Annotated in this window: 13 protein-coding genes; 3 read left to right on the top strand and 10 right to left on the bottom strand. The window is 60.5% G+C overall.

What is annotated here, in order from left to right:
• Positions 1–321: 321 nt before the first annotated feature.
• The 6 genes from KHO30_RS20350 to KHO30_RS20375 form a co-directional block, all read right to left on the bottom strand.
• Positions 322–1,341 carry a HoxN/HupN/NixA family nickel/cobalt transporter gene (locus KHO30_RS20350; RefSeq protein WP_211702023.1) on the bottom strand — a complete coding sequence of 340 codons (1,020 nt, stop codon included), beginning with the start codon at positions 1,339–1,341 and terminating at the stop codon, positions 322–324.
• A gap of 18 nt (positions 1,342–1,359) precedes the next feature.
• Positions 1,360–1,875: a cupin domain-containing protein gene (locus KHO30_RS20355; protein ID WP_093638871.1), complete on the bottom strand. Its 516-nt coding sequence runs from the start codon at positions 1,873–1,875 to the stop codon at positions 1,360–1,362.
• A gap of 214 nt (positions 1,876–2,089) precedes the next feature.
• The gene (fusA, locus tag KHO30_RS20360) at positions 2,090–4,195 is read right to left on the bottom strand and encodes an elongation factor G (RefSeq protein WP_200618010.1); all 2,106 of its coding nucleotides are present in this window, start codon (positions 4,193–4,195) and stop codon (positions 2,090–2,092) included.
• Positions 4,196–4,507: 312 nt separating this feature from the next.
• On the bottom strand, positions 4,508–5,014 hold the full coding sequence (locus tag KHO30_RS20365) for a DUF192 domain-containing protein (protein WP_093638877.1): 507 nt from the start codon (positions 5,012–5,014) through the stop codon (positions 4,508–4,510).
• Between the two features lie 145 nt (positions 5,015–5,159).
• A complete protein-coding gene (locus KHO30_RS20370; protein WP_011489640.1) occupies positions 5,160–5,354 on the bottom strand; it encodes a hypothetical protein in 195 nt (64 codons plus the stop codon).
• Positions 5,355–5,809: 455 nt separating this feature from the next.
• Positions 5,810–6,379: a pseudouridine synthase gene (locus KHO30_RS20375; protein WP_054042670.1), complete on the bottom strand. Its 570-nt coding sequence runs from the start codon at positions 6,377–6,379 to the stop codon at positions 5,810–5,812.
• A 329-nt stretch (positions 6,380–6,708) separates the two neighbouring features.
• Between KHO30_RS20375 and icd the strand changes: the two genes are divergently transcribed.
• Positions 6,709–7,965: an NADP-dependent isocitrate dehydrogenase gene (gene icd, locus KHO30_RS20380; RefSeq protein ID WP_093638881.1), complete on the top strand. Its 1,257-nt coding sequence runs from the start codon at positions 6,709–6,711 to the stop codon at positions 7,963–7,965.
• Between the two features lie 251 nt (positions 7,966–8,216).
• Here icd and KHO30_RS20385 read toward each other — a convergent pair whose 3' ends face one another.
• The gene (locus tag KHO30_RS20385) at positions 8,217–8,423 is read right to left on the bottom strand and encodes a cold-shock protein (protein ID WP_007180614.1); all 207 of its coding nucleotides are present in this window, start codon (positions 8,421–8,423) and stop codon (positions 8,217–8,219) included.
• A 553-nt stretch (positions 8,424–8,976) separates the two neighbouring features.
• Here KHO30_RS20385 and clpS point away from each other — a divergent pair.
• Entirely contained in the window at positions 8,977–9,291 is a 315-nt protein-coding gene (clpS, locus tag KHO30_RS20390; RefSeq protein WP_006050100.1) for an ATP-dependent Clp protease adapter ClpS, read from the top strand.
• Entirely contained in the window at positions 9,288–11,585 is a 2,298-nt protein-coding gene (gene clpA / locus KHO30_RS20395; protein ID WP_074282414.1) for an ATP-dependent Clp protease ATP-binding subunit ClpA, read from the top strand. Before clpS ends, clpA begins: the two co-directional genes overlap by 4 nt.
• A gap of 138 nt (positions 11,586–11,723) precedes the next feature.
• Here the strand turns inward: clpA and dut are convergent, their stop codons facing one another.
• From dut to coaBC, 3 genes are all read right to left on the bottom strand, one after another.
• Positions 11,724–12,170 (bottom strand): dUTP diphosphatase, encoded by a 447-nt coding sequence (dut, locus tag KHO30_RS20400; RefSeq protein ID WP_054042650.1) that lies wholly within the window; start codon positions 12,168–12,170, stop codon positions 11,724–11,726.
• Positions 12,171–12,184: 14 nt separating this feature from the next.
• Positions 12,185–13,204 carry an LLM class flavin-dependent oxidoreductase gene (locus KHO30_RS20405; RefSeq protein ID WP_093638884.1) on the bottom strand — a complete coding sequence of 340 codons (1,020 nt, stop codon included), beginning with the start codon at positions 13,202–13,204 and terminating at the stop codon, positions 12,185–12,187.
• A 75-nt stretch (positions 13,205–13,279) separates the two neighbouring features.
• Complete coding sequence (gene coaBC, locus KHO30_RS20410; RefSeq protein ID WP_211702025.1) at positions 13,280–14,494, bottom strand: bifunctional phosphopantothenoylcysteine decarboxylase/phosphopantothenate--cysteine ligase CoaBC; 1,215 nt, start codon at positions 14,492–14,494, stop codon at positions 13,280–13,282.
• Positions 14,495–14,501 lie beyond the last annotated feature (7 nt).

A 14,501-nucleotide genomic window follows, 5' to 3' on the forward strand; every position in this document is an offset into this window, starting at 1 on the left:
CCAGTCCGTTCTGCTGTCGGTTCTGAAGGGCCGCGCCGGATACGCGCGACAAGGCGACTTATTGCAATGACGAAAAGCTGCAGCGCGCTGCAGTGCTGAAAAGCGATTTCAGTGTAAGCGATTGCCCGCCGGTTCGGCGCGCTTGCAGCGCGGTCCGGTCTCCGTTTGGCGTATAAAAGGGCCGGCGTGTGTCGTCACGACAACGCTCGTGGGCTGTCTCGCCCGGCCTGCGCGAAGCGCACGATGCCGCAGCGCGGAAATTGCCGTTACGCCGTCGCCGCCGTGGAAACCTTACCGATCCTCCGCGTAGGCAAACTGGATTTACCGCGCAACCGTGTCGGCGCGGCGCCAGCGATGGAACAGTACCGAGCCGATCCAGCACGCCATGAAGGTTGCGACGATGCCGTAGCCCAGCGCGCCGAAGTGCTCGTTGAGACTCCCCACTGCGTCCCAAACACCGCCGTTCAAACCGAGTTTGTCCGACAGCAGTCCCAGCGCTTCGACGCCGCCAATGACGATCGCCACCACCGCCGAAACGAACGTGATGCTCGCGTTGTAGTAGAGCTTGCGCTTCGGATCGTCCATGGCCCAGCCGTAGGCGTGGACCATCAGCACGTTGTCGGTCGAATCGACCAGCGTCATGCCCGCGGTGAAGAGCGCCGGGAACACGAGGATCGAATACAGCGGCAGTCCTTTGCCGGCTTCGGACGCGGCAATCGCCAGCAGGCCGATCTCGGTCGCGGTATCGAAGCCGAGGCCGAACAGCACGCCGACCGGGTACATGTGCCAGCTTTTCGTCACGAGCCGGAACATCGGCCGCAATGCGCGCGACAACAGACCGGCGGGCGCGATGTTTGCCGACGTTTCAGCAGCGAGTTCGCCGCCGCGTTGGACGTGGCGATAGCGGCGCCACACGTCGCGCAGAATCACGAGGTTCACGCACGCCAGCACCAGCAGAAACACCGCCGAGACGATGGTGCCGATCGGGCCGCCTACCGCCTTGAAGGTCTCGAAGCGACCGTGCAGCGAGTGCGCGGTCCACGCAATGCCGATCGTCGCCATGATCACGATCGTCGAATGGCCCAGCGAAAATGCCAGGCCCACGCCGAGTGGCCGCTTGCCCGCCTGCATCAGCTTGCGCGTCACGGCGTCGATCGCGGCGATATGGTCCGCATCCACCGCGTGGCGCAGACCAAAGCCGTAGGCGAGCAGCGCGGTGCCGAGCAGCAGCGGATAGTGGCGAAACGCAATCAGCGCCCACGCCCATGCGCCGAGATTGGCGGCGATCAGTACGGCATACAGCGTGATGAGGCGAGGGCGCAGCGAGGCGGTCGGCGTCATGGGTTGCGTGAAAGAGGTTTAGTGATCGTGCGGATGCTTGTGAATCGGATCGACCCAGAAGACCGTTTCCGGGGCTTCCACCGCGTCGATATTCAGATTCACCACCACCGCTTCATTGTCGCTGCGCACCAGCACGCATTCGAGCGGATCGTCGGTGCTCGCGTTGATTTCCTGATGCGGCACATAAGGCGGCACGAAGATGAAGTCGCCCGGACCGGCTTCGGCCGTGAACTCGAGGTGCTCGCCCCAGCGCATGCGTGCCTGGCCTCGCACCACGTAGATCACGCTTTCGAGCGCGCCGTGATGATGCGCGCCGGTCTTCGCATTCGGATGGATCGTCACGGTGCCGGCCCAGATTTTCTGCGCGCCGACGCGCGCCGCGTTGATCGCCGCCGCGCGGTTCATGCCCGGCGTTTGCGCGGTATTGCTGTCGAGCTGGTCGCCCTTGATGACCTTGACGCCATGCTCGCGCCAATCGATTGGCGCCGCCGGTTGCTCGTCCTTGTAGTGCGGGTGTTCGTGATCCTGGCTCATGGTGTGTCTCCTCGTGGGCGTGAGTCCGGGCGGTCAGCACGGCGCCGTCTGGCATTTTTGCACGTTCAAAAACGTGTGTGTTGCCGGCTGCCGCAGGCGGCGTCGCGCACGAAAAAAAGGCCCATCCACAGGGGACGGGCCTTTTGCTATCTGCTTTCATTGCGTCGCATTGCATTGCGGGTTGCAGCACATGGCGTGTTGCAACCCGTAGCGCTTACTTATGCTTCGCGTTGATCACGGCTTCCGCGACGTTGTTCGGCGTTTCAGCGTAGTGCTTGAACTCCATCGTGTACGTCGCGCGGCCTTGGGTTGCCGAACGCAGCGACGTCGAATAGCCGAACATCTCCGCGAGCGGCACTTCGGCGCGCACCAGCTTGCCGCCACCGCCGGCGATGTCTTCCATGCCTTGCACCATGCCGCGACGGCTCGACAGATCGCCCATCACGTTGCCCATGAAGTCTTCCGGTGTTTCCACTTCGACGGCCATCATCGGTTCGAGCAGCACCGGCTTGGCCTTGCGCATCGCGTCCTTGAACGCCATCGAACCGGCCATGCGGAACGCGTTTTCGTTCGAGTCGACGTCGTGGTACGAACCGAAGGTCAACGTCACTTTCACGTCGACCACCGGATAGCCCGCCAGCACGCCGGCCTTCAGCGTTTCCTGAATGCCCTTGTCGACCGCCGGAATGTATTCACGCGGAATCACACCGCCCTTGATCGCGTCGACGAATTCGTAGCCCTTGCCTTGCGCCGACGGTTCGAGCGTGATCACCGCGTGGCCGTACTGGCCGCGGCCGCCTGACTGCTTGACGAACTTGCCTTCGACGTCTTCGACCTTGTTGCGCACGGTTTCGCGGTAAGCCACCTGCGGCTTGCCGACGGTCGCCTCGACGCCGAACTCGCGCTTCATCCGGTCGACCAGAATCTCCAGGTGCAATTCGCCCATGCCGGAGATGATGGTCTGGCCGGATTCTTCATCCGTCTGCACGCGGAACGACGGGTCTTCCTGCGCCAGACGATTGAGCGCGATGCCCATCTTTTCCTGGTCGACCTTGGTCTTCGGCTCGACGGCCTGCGAAATCACCGGTTCCGGGAAAATCATCTTTTCCAGAATGATCACGTGTTGCGGATCGCACAACGTGTCGCCCGTGGTCGCTTCTTTCAGACCGACTGCCGCGGCAATGTCGCCGCAGTAGACTTCCTTGATTTCCTTGCGCTCGTTCGCATGCATCTGCAGGATCCGGCCAAGGCGTTCCTTCTTTTCCTTGGTCGCGTTGTAGACGGTATCGCCCGAATTCACCACGCCCGAATACACGCGGAAGAAAATCAGCTGGCCCACGAACGGGTCGGTCATGATCTTGAAGGCGAGCGCGGAGAACGGATCGTCGTCTTTCGGATGCCGCTCGATTTCGTTGTCGTGCTCGTCGTGACCGGTAATCGCGGGGATGTCGAGCGGCGAGGGCAGATAGTCGATCACCGCGTCGAGCATGGCCTGCACGCCCTTGTTCTTGAACGCGCTGCCGCACAGCATCGGCACGATCTCGTTGGCGATGGTACGCACACGAATGCCGTGCTTGATTTCCTCTTCGGTTAGCGTCCCACCATGCAGGTATTTGTCGAGCAACTCCTCGCTCGCTTCAGCGGCGGACTCGACCATCTTGTCGTGCCATTCCTTCGCGGTCGCCTCGAGCTCGGGCGGAATGTCGCGGTACTCGAATTTGATGCCCTGGTTCTCTTCGTCCCAGTAAATCGCCTTCATCTTGACGAGGTCGACCACGCCCTGGAAGTGATCTTCCGCACCGACCGGAATCTGGATCGGCACCGCGACGCCCTTCAGGCGATCGCCGATTTGCCGCTGCACACGGAAGAAGTCCGCGCCGACGCGGTCCATCTTGTTGACGAACGCAATGCGCGGCACCTTGTACTTGTTCGCCTGACGCCACACGGTTTCGGATTGCGGCTGTACGCCGCCAACCGAGTCGTACACCATGCAGGCGCCGTCGAGCACGCGCATCGAGCGCTCAACTTCAATCGTGAAGTCGACGTGACCCGGGGTGTCGATGATGTTGATCCGGTGTTCCGGATAGTTGCCGGCCATACCCTTCCAGAAAGCAGTCGTGGCAGCCGATGTGATCGTGATGCCGCGCTCCTGCTCCTGTTCCATCCAGTCCATCGTCGCAGCACCGTCGTGAACCTCGCCGATCTTGTGGGTCACGCCTGTGTAGAACAGGATGCGTTCAGTGGTGGTGGTTTTGCCGGCGTCGATGTGAGCGCTAATGCCGATATTCCGGTAGCGCTCGATGGGAGTCTTGCGGGGCACGTGAACCTCCTTGAAATGGCGCGCCTGAAACGCTTGCCGGGCGGCAGTCTGTGCTGCCCGGGGAGCCTTGGATGCTGCTTTGCCAAGAATACTAGGATAGCGCGTCGGCCTGTCTTTTGCAGGAATCTTGCCAGCTGCGTGTGAAGGCCTGCTGGTATGGGCTCGCGCGACGCCGCCGGCCTCCGCCGCGTGCTGCCGCGCATCGCCTGCCCCGCGCCGAATGGAAAAAGCCGGTGCCTCGCGAAAGGCACCGGCTTTTTTCAAAAGCGGCTGCTGAAGAATCGGCAGGGTGTCGTCGTGGTCGACGCGCCTTTATTGCGCGGCCGGCAGGCCCTGGATCTTCATGCCCGGTTTGATGCCTTTCGACGAGAACCAGCCCTTGCTCATTTCCAACGCATACACGCCGTTGTTCTTCGGGCAGTGATTGTTGGTGGTCTCGGCCTGCATCTCGTCGATGTCGGTGACCGTGCCGTCGGCGCGCATGAACGCGATCGACAGCGGGATCAACGTGTTCTTCATCCAGAAGCAATGCACGGCGGTTTCATTGAAGACGAACAGCATGCCTTCATTCGGCGCGAGGTTCGTGCGATACATCAGACCTTGTTCGCGATCGGCGTCGTTAGCGGCGACGGCTGCGTCGATCACGAACATGCCCGCGGTCAGCTTTGCGCGCGGAAAGTCGCCGGGCTGCTTCGCACCGGCCGGCATCTGTTGCGCATGAGCGGGGGCAGCGGTGGTCGCGGCGAACGACATCGCGGCGAGCGGCAGTGCAACGGCAACAGCGAAACGCGCAATCAACGAGCGCATGGGAAATCGCACGGCATGACTCCTTGCTGGAATTTAACTCGCGAATGTTACGCGAGCGCGTCAAAAACAAAAAGGCAGATCGCCTTGCGGTGATCTGCCTTTCAACGCCGTAAGAACGGCAATGAAGCTAGTTCTTGACTGCGTTTTTACAACAAACTTACTCCGAAGCGCCCGAAGCTGCAGCTGCTGCTGCTGCCTTCTTGTGCGACTTCTTGTGAGCGTGCTTCGTGGTCTTCTTTGCCGACGAAGCTGCTGCTGCCGGAGCTGCCGAAGCTGCTGCCGGTGCCGAAGCTTGTGCGAATGCTGCCGTTGCGAAGAGACCAGCGACCAGAGCGGCGATCAGTTTGTTCATTTTGTAAATCCTCAGCTTTAGTTGATTAACCAAATGACCCGGTTATATGTAGAGTCATGTCGGTAAACGTGCCATCCACCTTTCGGTTGACAGCCGCATCGAACATTTTTCTCGACGCGTCTGCTTAGCGCTCAGACTCCCCGTACTCACCGCCAGAGCGGCGTGTGCAAAGGCCCTTAAGGCTGAATGCCGGATAGCTTCGGGCGGCATCTGCGTCGAATAACGCGTGAGCTCGCGCACCGGTTGACGTGAATTTCGTGGAAAATTTATATGCCGACGTGCTGAAGCAAATGAATGGCTGCAGAGTGATCGTGAACGCAATTGTTTCACGCGTTTTTCATATTGGTTTCACGCGCTATTTTGTTTGCGGATACAACGAGTTAGCTATTTCGACGCGGGTCGAAATAGCGGTTCGATGCAGGTTCCGTGCAGACATGGCGCGCATGCAAATGCGTTCAGGCGATGCCTTCCCATGGGGCCTTCAGCGGCAACTCGACGCTCTCTCCAGGCTGCAACCCGAGCGAAAAAATATCGAGTGCACCGATACCGGCGCGCACGAGACGCAATGTGGGGAAACCCACCGCGGCGGTCATGCGTCGCACCTGGCGGTTCTTGCCTTCCGTGATCGACAATTCGATCCACGTGGTCGGAATCGCTGCGCGATAGCGGATCGGCGGCGTGCGGGTCCAGAGCGAGTCGGTCGGCTCGACGTATTCGGCGCGGCAGGGTCGCGTCACGTAGTCGCCGAGATCGACACCGCGCGCGAGCTTCTTCAAGGTGGCATCGTCGACTGCGCCTTCCACCTGTGCCCAATAACGTTTGACAAGTTTGTGACGCGGCTCCGCGATGCGTGCCTGCAGCGCGCCGTCGTCGGTGAGGAGTAGCAGCCCTTCGCTATCGGAGTCGAGCCGGCCCGCCGGATAGATGCCGGGCACTTTCACCCAGTCGGCCAGCGACGCCCGCGTTTCGTGCGGCGAAAACTGACAGATGGTGCCGAACGGTTTGTTCAGGGCGAGGAGTCGCATAGAGGAATCGATGAAGGTCGAGCGGCGGCGGGAGCGTGCCGCGCAGGTCAGGAAGGGCGCTGCTCGGTAGTAAATGGCGGAATAATAATGCATAATGAGCCACGCCAAGTCTTATGTCTTATATAAGACAGATGAGTAAGCGGCGTTGCTAACTTTGATTTTCGACAATGTTGGAAAACCCCGAGCCGTATGCGGACTCGGGCCTGCGTCAGCGTGGGCTAGAATAGACGACCAGGCCGCTCGCAGGCGTCCGGCATTGTGTAGCGAGGAGCACCCAGTTTCCGCAGTCTCCCATCAGCTTTCAGCACAGCCTTCACTGGAGTCCGATCATGCCGTACCAGCACATCAAGGTTCCGACCGGCGGTGACAAGATCACCGTCAACGCAGATTTCTCGCTCAACATTTCCGACCAGCCGATCATTCCGTATATCGAAGGCGACGGAACGGGCCTCGACATTACGCCGGTGATGTTGAAAGTGGTGGATGCCGCGGTAGAAAAAGCCTACGCGGGCAAAAAGAAAATCCACTGGATGGAAATCTACGCCGGTGAGAAGTCGACCAAGGTGTACGGCCCGGACGTGTGGCTGCCGGAAGAAACGCTGCAGGTGCTGAAGGAATACGTCGTCTCGATCAAGGGCCCACTCACCACGCCGGTCGGCGGCGGCATCCGCTCGCTGAATGTCGCGCTGCGTCAGGAACTCGATCTGTATGTCTGCCTGCGCCCGGTGCAGTACTTCAAGGGCGTGCCTTCACCGGTGCGTGAACCCGAAAAGATCGACATGGTGATCTTCCGCGAGAATTCGGAAGACATCTATGCTGGCATCGAATGGCCTGCCGGGTCGGAAGATGCGAAGAAGGTCATCAAGTTCCTGCGCGAAGAAATGGGTGTGAAGAAGATCCGCTTCCCGGAAACCTCGGGGATCGGTGTCAAGCCGGTGTCGCGCGAAGGCACGGAGCGCCTCGTGCGCAAGGCGATCCAGTATGCGCTCGACAACAATCGCCGCTCGGTCACGCTGGTGCACAAGGGCAACATCATGAAGTTCACCGAAGGCGCGTTCCGCGACTACGGTTATGCGCTGGCGCAGAAGGAATTCGCCGCGGAGCTGATCGACGGCGGTCCGTGGATGAAGATCAAGAACCCGAAAACGGGTGGCGACATCGTGGTGAAAGACGTGATTGCGGATGCGTTCCTGCAGCAGATCCTGCTGCGTCCTGCGGAATACGACGTGATCGCCACGCTGAACCTGAACGGCGACTACATTTCAGACGCGCTGGCCGCGCAAGTCGGTGGTATCGGGATTGCGCCGGGGGCGAACATGTCGGATTCGGTCGCGATGTTCGAAGCCACCCACGGCACTGCGCCGAAGTACGCCGGCAAAGACTACGTAAATCCGGGTTCGGAAATTCTCTCGGCTGAAATGATGCTGCGTCACATGGGCTGGACTGAAGCGGCCGACCTGATCATCAAGTCGATGGAAAAGTCGATTCTGCAAAAACGGGTCACTTATGACTTCGCGCGCTTGATGGAAGGCGCGACGCAGGTGTCCTGTTCGGGCTTTGGTCAGGTGTTGATCGAAAATATGTAAGCGATCCGCGCTGGTTTTTTCAGCCTGAGTCAAAACCCCGGCGCCGTGAGGCGGCCGGGGTTTTTTTACGGCCGGCGGCAGCGGTTGAGCATCGAAAGCGTTCGGAAAGAGAGACGGGTGTCCGATATTTGGGTATTCGCGTTATCCCCGCCTCAAGCAATGGTCACGATTTGCCGTAAATCAGAATGTGCCGCCCAAAAAAAGAAACCCGGCATGAAGCCGGGTTTCAAAAGGACGGGTAACGAACAGGTTCAGGCAGGTGCCTGGATGTTCGATGCCTGTTTGCCTTTCGGGCCTTGCACGACCTCGAAGGTTACTTTTTGACCTTCCTTGAGGGTCTTGAACCCATTCATCTGGATGGCCGAGAAGTGTGCAAACAGATCCTCACCACCTTCGTCAGGCGTGATGAATCCGAAACCTTTTGCGTCATTGAACCATTTGACCGTACCAGTTGCCATTCCAACTTCCCCTGTAACTCATGTCACTACCACGAGCCCTCGAAAAGCTCGACGACCGCGCGATGCAGCCGCTCCCTCCTCACAAGCTCACCATCGGCATTTTTTCGATTTATGGCGCAGTGAAAAAAGTGCCAGCTTGATTGTTGAGGCTCTTTATTCGAGTGTCAAGAAAATTTTGAGACGTCGTTGTCGCGTTGCAAACAGGCGTTTTCCAGGGTTTTTCCCGCTTTTGTTTTCTTATGTGCGGTTGCCCAAGCGTGCTGTCTTGAAAAGTCGCATAATCGACTCACATGCTGTTCTGCGGGTCGCACACCGTCCGCTGGCCGGGCGCGTGCCGTCAGCCAGCATGGGCAGGTTGTGCGATACTCGATCCGACTGCGGCGCAGCACGGCCGCGACGCATCACAGGATAGGGGCCGGCTCCGCAATCGGCTCGTCGAATGACGCACCGCTTTGGGGTATTTACCCATCAGGCGGGAGCGAACGGGCTCACCGGCCGGTCGGCTGGGTTTTGACAGGATTGCGGGCCTGTCCTAGTTGTTTAGAATGGGTGTATGGCGATTATCCCGGACAAGCAGGACGGCACCGTACTGGAGCGGCAGGAAAAGAAGCTGAAGCCGCCTTCCATGTACAAGGTAGTGCTGCTGAATGACGACTTCACGCCAATGGAATTTGTCGTGATGATCGTGCAGGAATATTTCAATAAAGATCGTGAAACCGCAACGCAGGTGATGTTGAAGGTGCATCGCGAGGGCAGGGGAGTTTGTGGGGTCTATACGCGGGACATCGCGTCGACCAAAGTCGAGCAAGTCGTTACCCACGCACGGCAGGCCGGGCATCCGCTGCAGTGTGTGATGGAGGAAGCATGATTGCCCAGGAACTGGAAGTCAGCCTGCACATGGCGTTCATGGAAGCACGCCAGGCGCGGCACGAGTTCATAACGGTCGAACATCTTTTGCTGGCACTGTTGGACAATCCAACAGCGGCGGAGGTGTTGCGTGCATGCGCGGCCAATATCGAGGATCTGCGCCAGAACCTGCGCAACTTCATTCATGACAACACGCCGACCGTGCCCGGCACGGACGACGTCGACACGCAGCCCACGCTGGGATTCCAGCGTGTGATCCAGCGCGCGATCATGCATGTGCAATCCACCTCGAATGGCAAGAAGGAAGTGACCGGCGCGAATGTGCTGGTGGCGATCTTCGGCGAGAAGGATTCGCATGCGGTGTACTACCTGCAACAGCAGGGCGTGACGCGTCTGGATGTGGTGAATTTCATCTCGCATGGCATTGCCAAGACCAGCAGCACGGACGCCGCGAAAGCGAGCGACGCGAATGCCGAGTCCGACGAAGCCGCCGCGCAGAAGGAAACGCCGCTCGCCCAGTTCACGCAGAACCTGAACCAGATGGCGAAAGACGGCCGCATCGACCCGCTGATCGGGCGCGAGTCGGAAGTCGAGCGTGTGGTCCAGGTGCTATGCCGCCGCCGCAAGAACAATCCGCTGCTGGTCGGTGAGGCAGGTGTCGGCAAGACCGCGATCGCCGAAGGGCTCGCCTGGCGCATTACACGCGGCGAAGTGCCGGATATTCTGGCCGATGCGCAGGTGTATTCGCTCGACATGGGCGCGCTGCTCGCCGGCACCAAGTATCGCGGCGACTTCGAACAACGCCTGAAGACGGTCCTCAAGGAATTGAAGGAACGTCCGCACGCAATTCTGTTCATCGACGAAATTCATACGCTGATCGGCGCGGGCGCTGCGTCGGGCGGTACGCTGGACGCATCGAATCTGCTGAAGCCGGCGTTGTCGTCGGGCACTTTGAAGTGCATCGGCGCGACGACGTTCACGGAATATCGCGGCATCTTCGAAAAAGACGCGGCATTGTCGCGCCGTTTCCAGAAGGTCGACGTAACCGAGCCGACCGTCGAGCAGACGGTGGCGATCCTGCGTGGCCTGAAGTCGCGCTTCGAAGAGCACCACGGCGTGAAGTATTCGTCGGGTGCGCTGTCGGCGGCGGCTGAGTTGTCGGCACGCTTCATCACGGATCGTCATCTGCCGGACAAGGCGATCGACGTGATCGACGAAGCGGGCGCGGCGCAACGCATCCTGCCGAAGTCGAAGCAGAAGAAAACCATTGGCAAGAACGAGATCGAAGAAATCATCTCGAAGATTGCTCGCGTCCCGCCGCAAAGCGTGTCGCAAGACGATCGCAGCAAGCTGCAAACGCTGGATCGCGATCTGAAGAGCGTGGTGTTCGGGCAAGACCCGGCCATCGACGCGCTGTCGGCCGCGATCAAGATGGCGCGTGCGGGCCTGGGCAAGCTGGACAAGCCGATCGGCGCGTTCCTGTTCTCCGGCCCCACGGGCGTCGGCAAGACGGAAGTGGCGAAGCAACTGGCGTTCACGCTGGGGATCGAGCTGATTCGCTTCGACATGTCGGAATACATGGAGCGTCATGCGGTGAGCCGTTTGATCGGCGCGCCGCCGGGCTATGTCGGTTTCGACCAGGGCGGTCTGTTGACCGAAGCTGTCACGAAGAAGCCGCATTGCGTGTTGCTGCTCGACGAAATCGAGAAGGCGCATCCGGACATCTACAACGTGCTGCTGCAGGTGATGGACCACGGCACGCTGACGGACAACAACGGCCGCAAGGCGGATTTCCGCAACGTCATCATCATCATGACGACGAACGCGGGCGCCGAGGCAATGGGCAAGGCGGTGATCGGCTTCACGAATCGTCGGGAAACCGGCGACGAAATGGTCGACATCAAGCGCATGTTCACGCCGGAGTTCCGTAACCGTCTGGACGCAACGATCAGCTTCCGCTCGCTCGATGAAGAAATCATCATGCGCGTGGTCGACAAGTTCCTGATGCAGTTGGAAGATCAGTTGCATGAGAAGAAGGTCGACGCGCTCTTCACCGACGCGTTGCGTGCTCACCTCGCGAAACACGGTTTCGATCCGTTGATGGGTGCGCGGCCGATGCAACGTCTGATCCAGGACACGATCCGTCGTGCGCTGGCCGACGAGTTGCTGTTCGGCAAGCTGATGAACGGCGGGCGCGTGACGGTCGACGTGGATGCGGAAGACAAGGTGCAGTTGACCTTCGACGAGCATCCGGCACCGCGTAATCCGAATCCGGAAGCGGTCGAGGTTGAATAAGTCGGTCGAGTAAGCGTTTCAGTCTCACCTGAAAGCAGAACGGCGCGGGTTGAACCCCGCGCCGTTCTGCTTTTTGCGTTGTGCGAAACGCTTGTTGCTAGTTGGAAGCAAGCGAAGCTTCAACGCTTATCGATACGCTTAGTGCTTGCCGGTGCTGCCGAATCCACCCGCGCCACGCTCGCTGGTTTCGAAATCGTCGACGATATTGAACTCGGCTTGCACGACGGGCACGATCACCAGTTGCGCGAGGCGCTCCATCGGATTCAGCACGAACGTGGTTGTGCCGCGATTCCACGTCGAAATCATCAGTTGCCCTTGATAATCCGAATCGATCAGCCCGACCAGGTTACCGAGCACGATGCCGTGCTTATGACCCAGACCCGAACGCGGCAGAATCAACGCCGCATAACCCGGATCGCCGACGTGAATCGCCAGACCCGTCGGCACCAGCGCGGTTTCGCCGGGTTTGAGGGTCAACGGTTCGTCGAGGCAGGCGCGCAGGTCGAGCCCCGCGCTGCCAGTGGTTGCGTAGGCCGGGAGTTGTTCGCGCATGCGCGCATCGAGAATCTTCAGGTCGAGTTTCATGCAGGTTCGAAGGTTTAAGGATTGGAGGCCGGGCGTCCGAGTTCGAACGCGTCGGCAAGAAGTTCATAGGAGCGCAGCCGGGCGCGATAGCTGCCCGCTACGGTGAGCACGATCAATTCGTCGGCCTGGAACTGCTCCTGCAAGGCATGCAGCCGTTCAGTGACGGTTTCTGGCGTGCCGATGATACTGCGCGGCTTCTCGCGGTCGATCACCAGTCGCTCGCGTTCGCCGTATTCTTGCGCGATGCCTTGTTCGATTGTCGGGATCGGCTCGTTCAGGCCATAGGCCATTTGCACGCGACGCAGGTCGACGGCCTTTTCCAGATCGGCGGCTTCCTGCTCCGTGTCCGCGCAAATCACGAAGACGGCGGCGGCGAGATACGGCTGTTGCGTTTCCAGACTGGCTTTGAAGCGCTCGCGATAGGCAAGCGCCACCTGGTGCCCGAAATGCGCGTTGATGAAATGCGCGAACGCAAAGCGGATACCGAGTTGTGCCGCCAGGAGGCCGCCGAATTCGCTCGAGCCGAGCATCCACAGTTGCGGGCGTGTAGCAATCTGCGGCTGCAGCAGTACACCGTGCGCAATGTGATCGGTGGGCAACGTGCCGTGCATCAGGCCGACGAGATCGGCAACCTGCTGCGGGAAAATGTCGCCGCGGTTGTAGGCGCCGGCTGCGACCGCCTGCGCTGTTTGCATGTCGCCGCCTGGAGCGCGGCCTACGCCGAGATCGATGCGATTCGGGAATAACGCCTCGAGCATCATGAACTGCTCGGCGACCTTGAACGGGCTGTAGTACGGCAGCATCACGCCGCCGGAGCCCAGCCGAATGCGTTGGGTGACGCTGCCGAGGCGCGCCAGCATGACCTCGGGGCATGGGTTCGACACACCGCGCAAGCCGTGATGCTCGGCGCACCAGTAGCGCGTGTAGCCGAGATCGTCAGCCAGCTGCGCGAGTTCGACGGTGGCGGCAATTGCGTCCGCCACTGAGTGCCCGCCGATCACGGGCGTTTGATCGAGCACGGAAAGTAGCGTCATGTCAGTACTGCTCCAGATAATTCGGTACGCTAAAGGCGCGCGCGGCGAAAGCAGTTTGCGCCGCCACGCGCAGCTTTAGCGGATCAGACTTGTGTCGGGCAGACGCCTGGCAATTTCCACGATCAAGGCGCGCGCGAGCGTCTGCTTGTCGGCGCGTGGCAGTTTGGTTGCACCGCCTGCTTCGAACAGAATGACCTCGTTGTCGTCGAGACCGAAAGTGAGCGGGCCGAGATTGCCGATCAGGAGCGGCACGTTCTTGCGCGCGCGCTTTTCTTCACCGTGCACTTCGAGGTCGCCGCTTTCCGCTGCAAAGCCGACTGCGAACGGAGGATGCGGCAGCTTGGCGACCGCTGCCAGGATGTCCGGATTCTCGACGAATGTGAAGGTGGGCAGTGCGCGCTCGGCGGTCTTCTTGATCTTGTGTTCGCTGGCGTGATCGACGCGCCAGTCGGCCACCGCGGCCACGCCGATGAAGATGTCGGCGTCCGCGACCGAGCGCATCACCGCGTCGTGCATTTGCTGCGCGGTTTGCACGTCCTGGCGGAACACGCCCCACGGCGTTTCCAGCGCGACGGGGCCGGCGATCAGATGTACTTCGGCGCCGGCTTGTTGCGCGGCGCGCGCCAGCGCAAAGCCCATCTTGCCGCTCGAACGATTGGTGATGCCGCGCACCGGATCGAGCGGCTCGAAGGTCGGGCCGGCGGTCAGCAACACACGACGGCCGGACAGGATCTTAGGCGAGAAGAATGACGTGATCGCTTCGTAAGTCGCGGCCGCTTCGAGCATGCGACCGTCGCCGACTTCGCCGCAGGCTTGCGGACCCGAATCGGGGCCGAGCACTTCGATGCCGTCCGCGCGCAACTGCGTGACGTTGCGTTGGGTGGCCGGGTTTTGCCACATCTGCCGGTTCATCGCCGGCACAACGAGCAGCGGGCAATCGCGCGCGACACACAGCGTCGACAGCAGGTCGTCGGCCATGCCGTGCGCAAGTTTGGCGAGGAAGTCGGTGGAGGCGGGCGCAATGACGATCGCGTCGGCTTCACGCGAGAGATCGATATGCGCCATGTTGTTCGGCACGCGAGTGTCCCACTGGCTCGTGTAGACCGGCCGGCCGGACAGCGCCTGCATCGTAACGGGGGTGATGAACTGCGTGGCCGCTTCGGTCATGACGACCTGCACGGTCGCGCCGGCCTTGGTCAACAGACGCGTGAGTTCGGCGATCTTATAGCAGGCAATGCCGCCCGTCATGCCGAGGACGAGGTGTTTTCCTGCGAGTTCTGCGGTTGCCAACGAAAGC

The organism is Paraburkholderia aspalathi (genome assembly GCF_905220735.1).
Taxonomy (GTDB): Bacteria; Pseudomonadota; Gammaproteobacteria; order Burkholderiales; family Burkholderiaceae; genus Paraburkholderia; species Paraburkholderia aspalathi.

Bases quoted from the DNA above. Each gene is read 5' to 3' on its own strand.
- clpS (WP_006050100.1), top strand. From the start codon at position 8,977: ATGGCGATTATCCCGGACAAGCAGGACGGCACCGTACTGGAGCGGCAG.
- KHO30_RS20405 (WP_093638884.1), bottom strand. From the start codon at position 13,204: ATGACGCTACTTTCCGTGCTCGATCAAACGCCCGTGATCGGCGGGCAC.
- KHO30_RS20385 (WP_007180614.1), bottom strand. From the start codon at position 8,423: ATGGCAACTGGTACGGTCAAATGGTTCAATGACGCAAAAGGTTTCGGA.
- KHO30_RS20370 (WP_011489640.1), bottom strand. From the start codon at position 5,354: ATGAACAAACTGATCGCCGCTCTGGTCGCTGGTCTCTTCGCAACGGCA.
- KHO30_RS20355 (WP_093638871.1), bottom strand. From the start codon at position 1,875: ATGAGCCAGGATCACGAACACCCGCACTACAAGGACGAGCAACCGGCG.
- icd (WP_093638881.1), top strand. From the start codon at position 6,709: ATGCCGTACCAGCACATCAAGGTTCCGACCGGCGGTGACAAGATCACC.
- dut (WP_054042650.1), bottom strand. From the start codon at position 12,170: ATGAAACTCGACCTGAAGATTCTCGATGCGCGCATGCGCGAACAACTC.
- KHO30_RS20350 (WP_211702023.1), bottom strand. From the start codon at position 1,341: ATGACGCCGACCGCCTCGCTGCGCCCTCGCCTCATCACGCTGTATGCC.
- KHO30_RS20375 (WP_054042670.1), bottom strand. From the start codon at position 6,379: ATGCGACTCCTCGCCCTGAACAAACCGTTCGGCACCATCTGTCAGTTT.
- clpA (WP_074282414.1), top strand. From the start codon at position 9,288: ATGATTGCCCAGGAACTGGAAGTCAGCCTGCACATGGCGTTCATGGAA.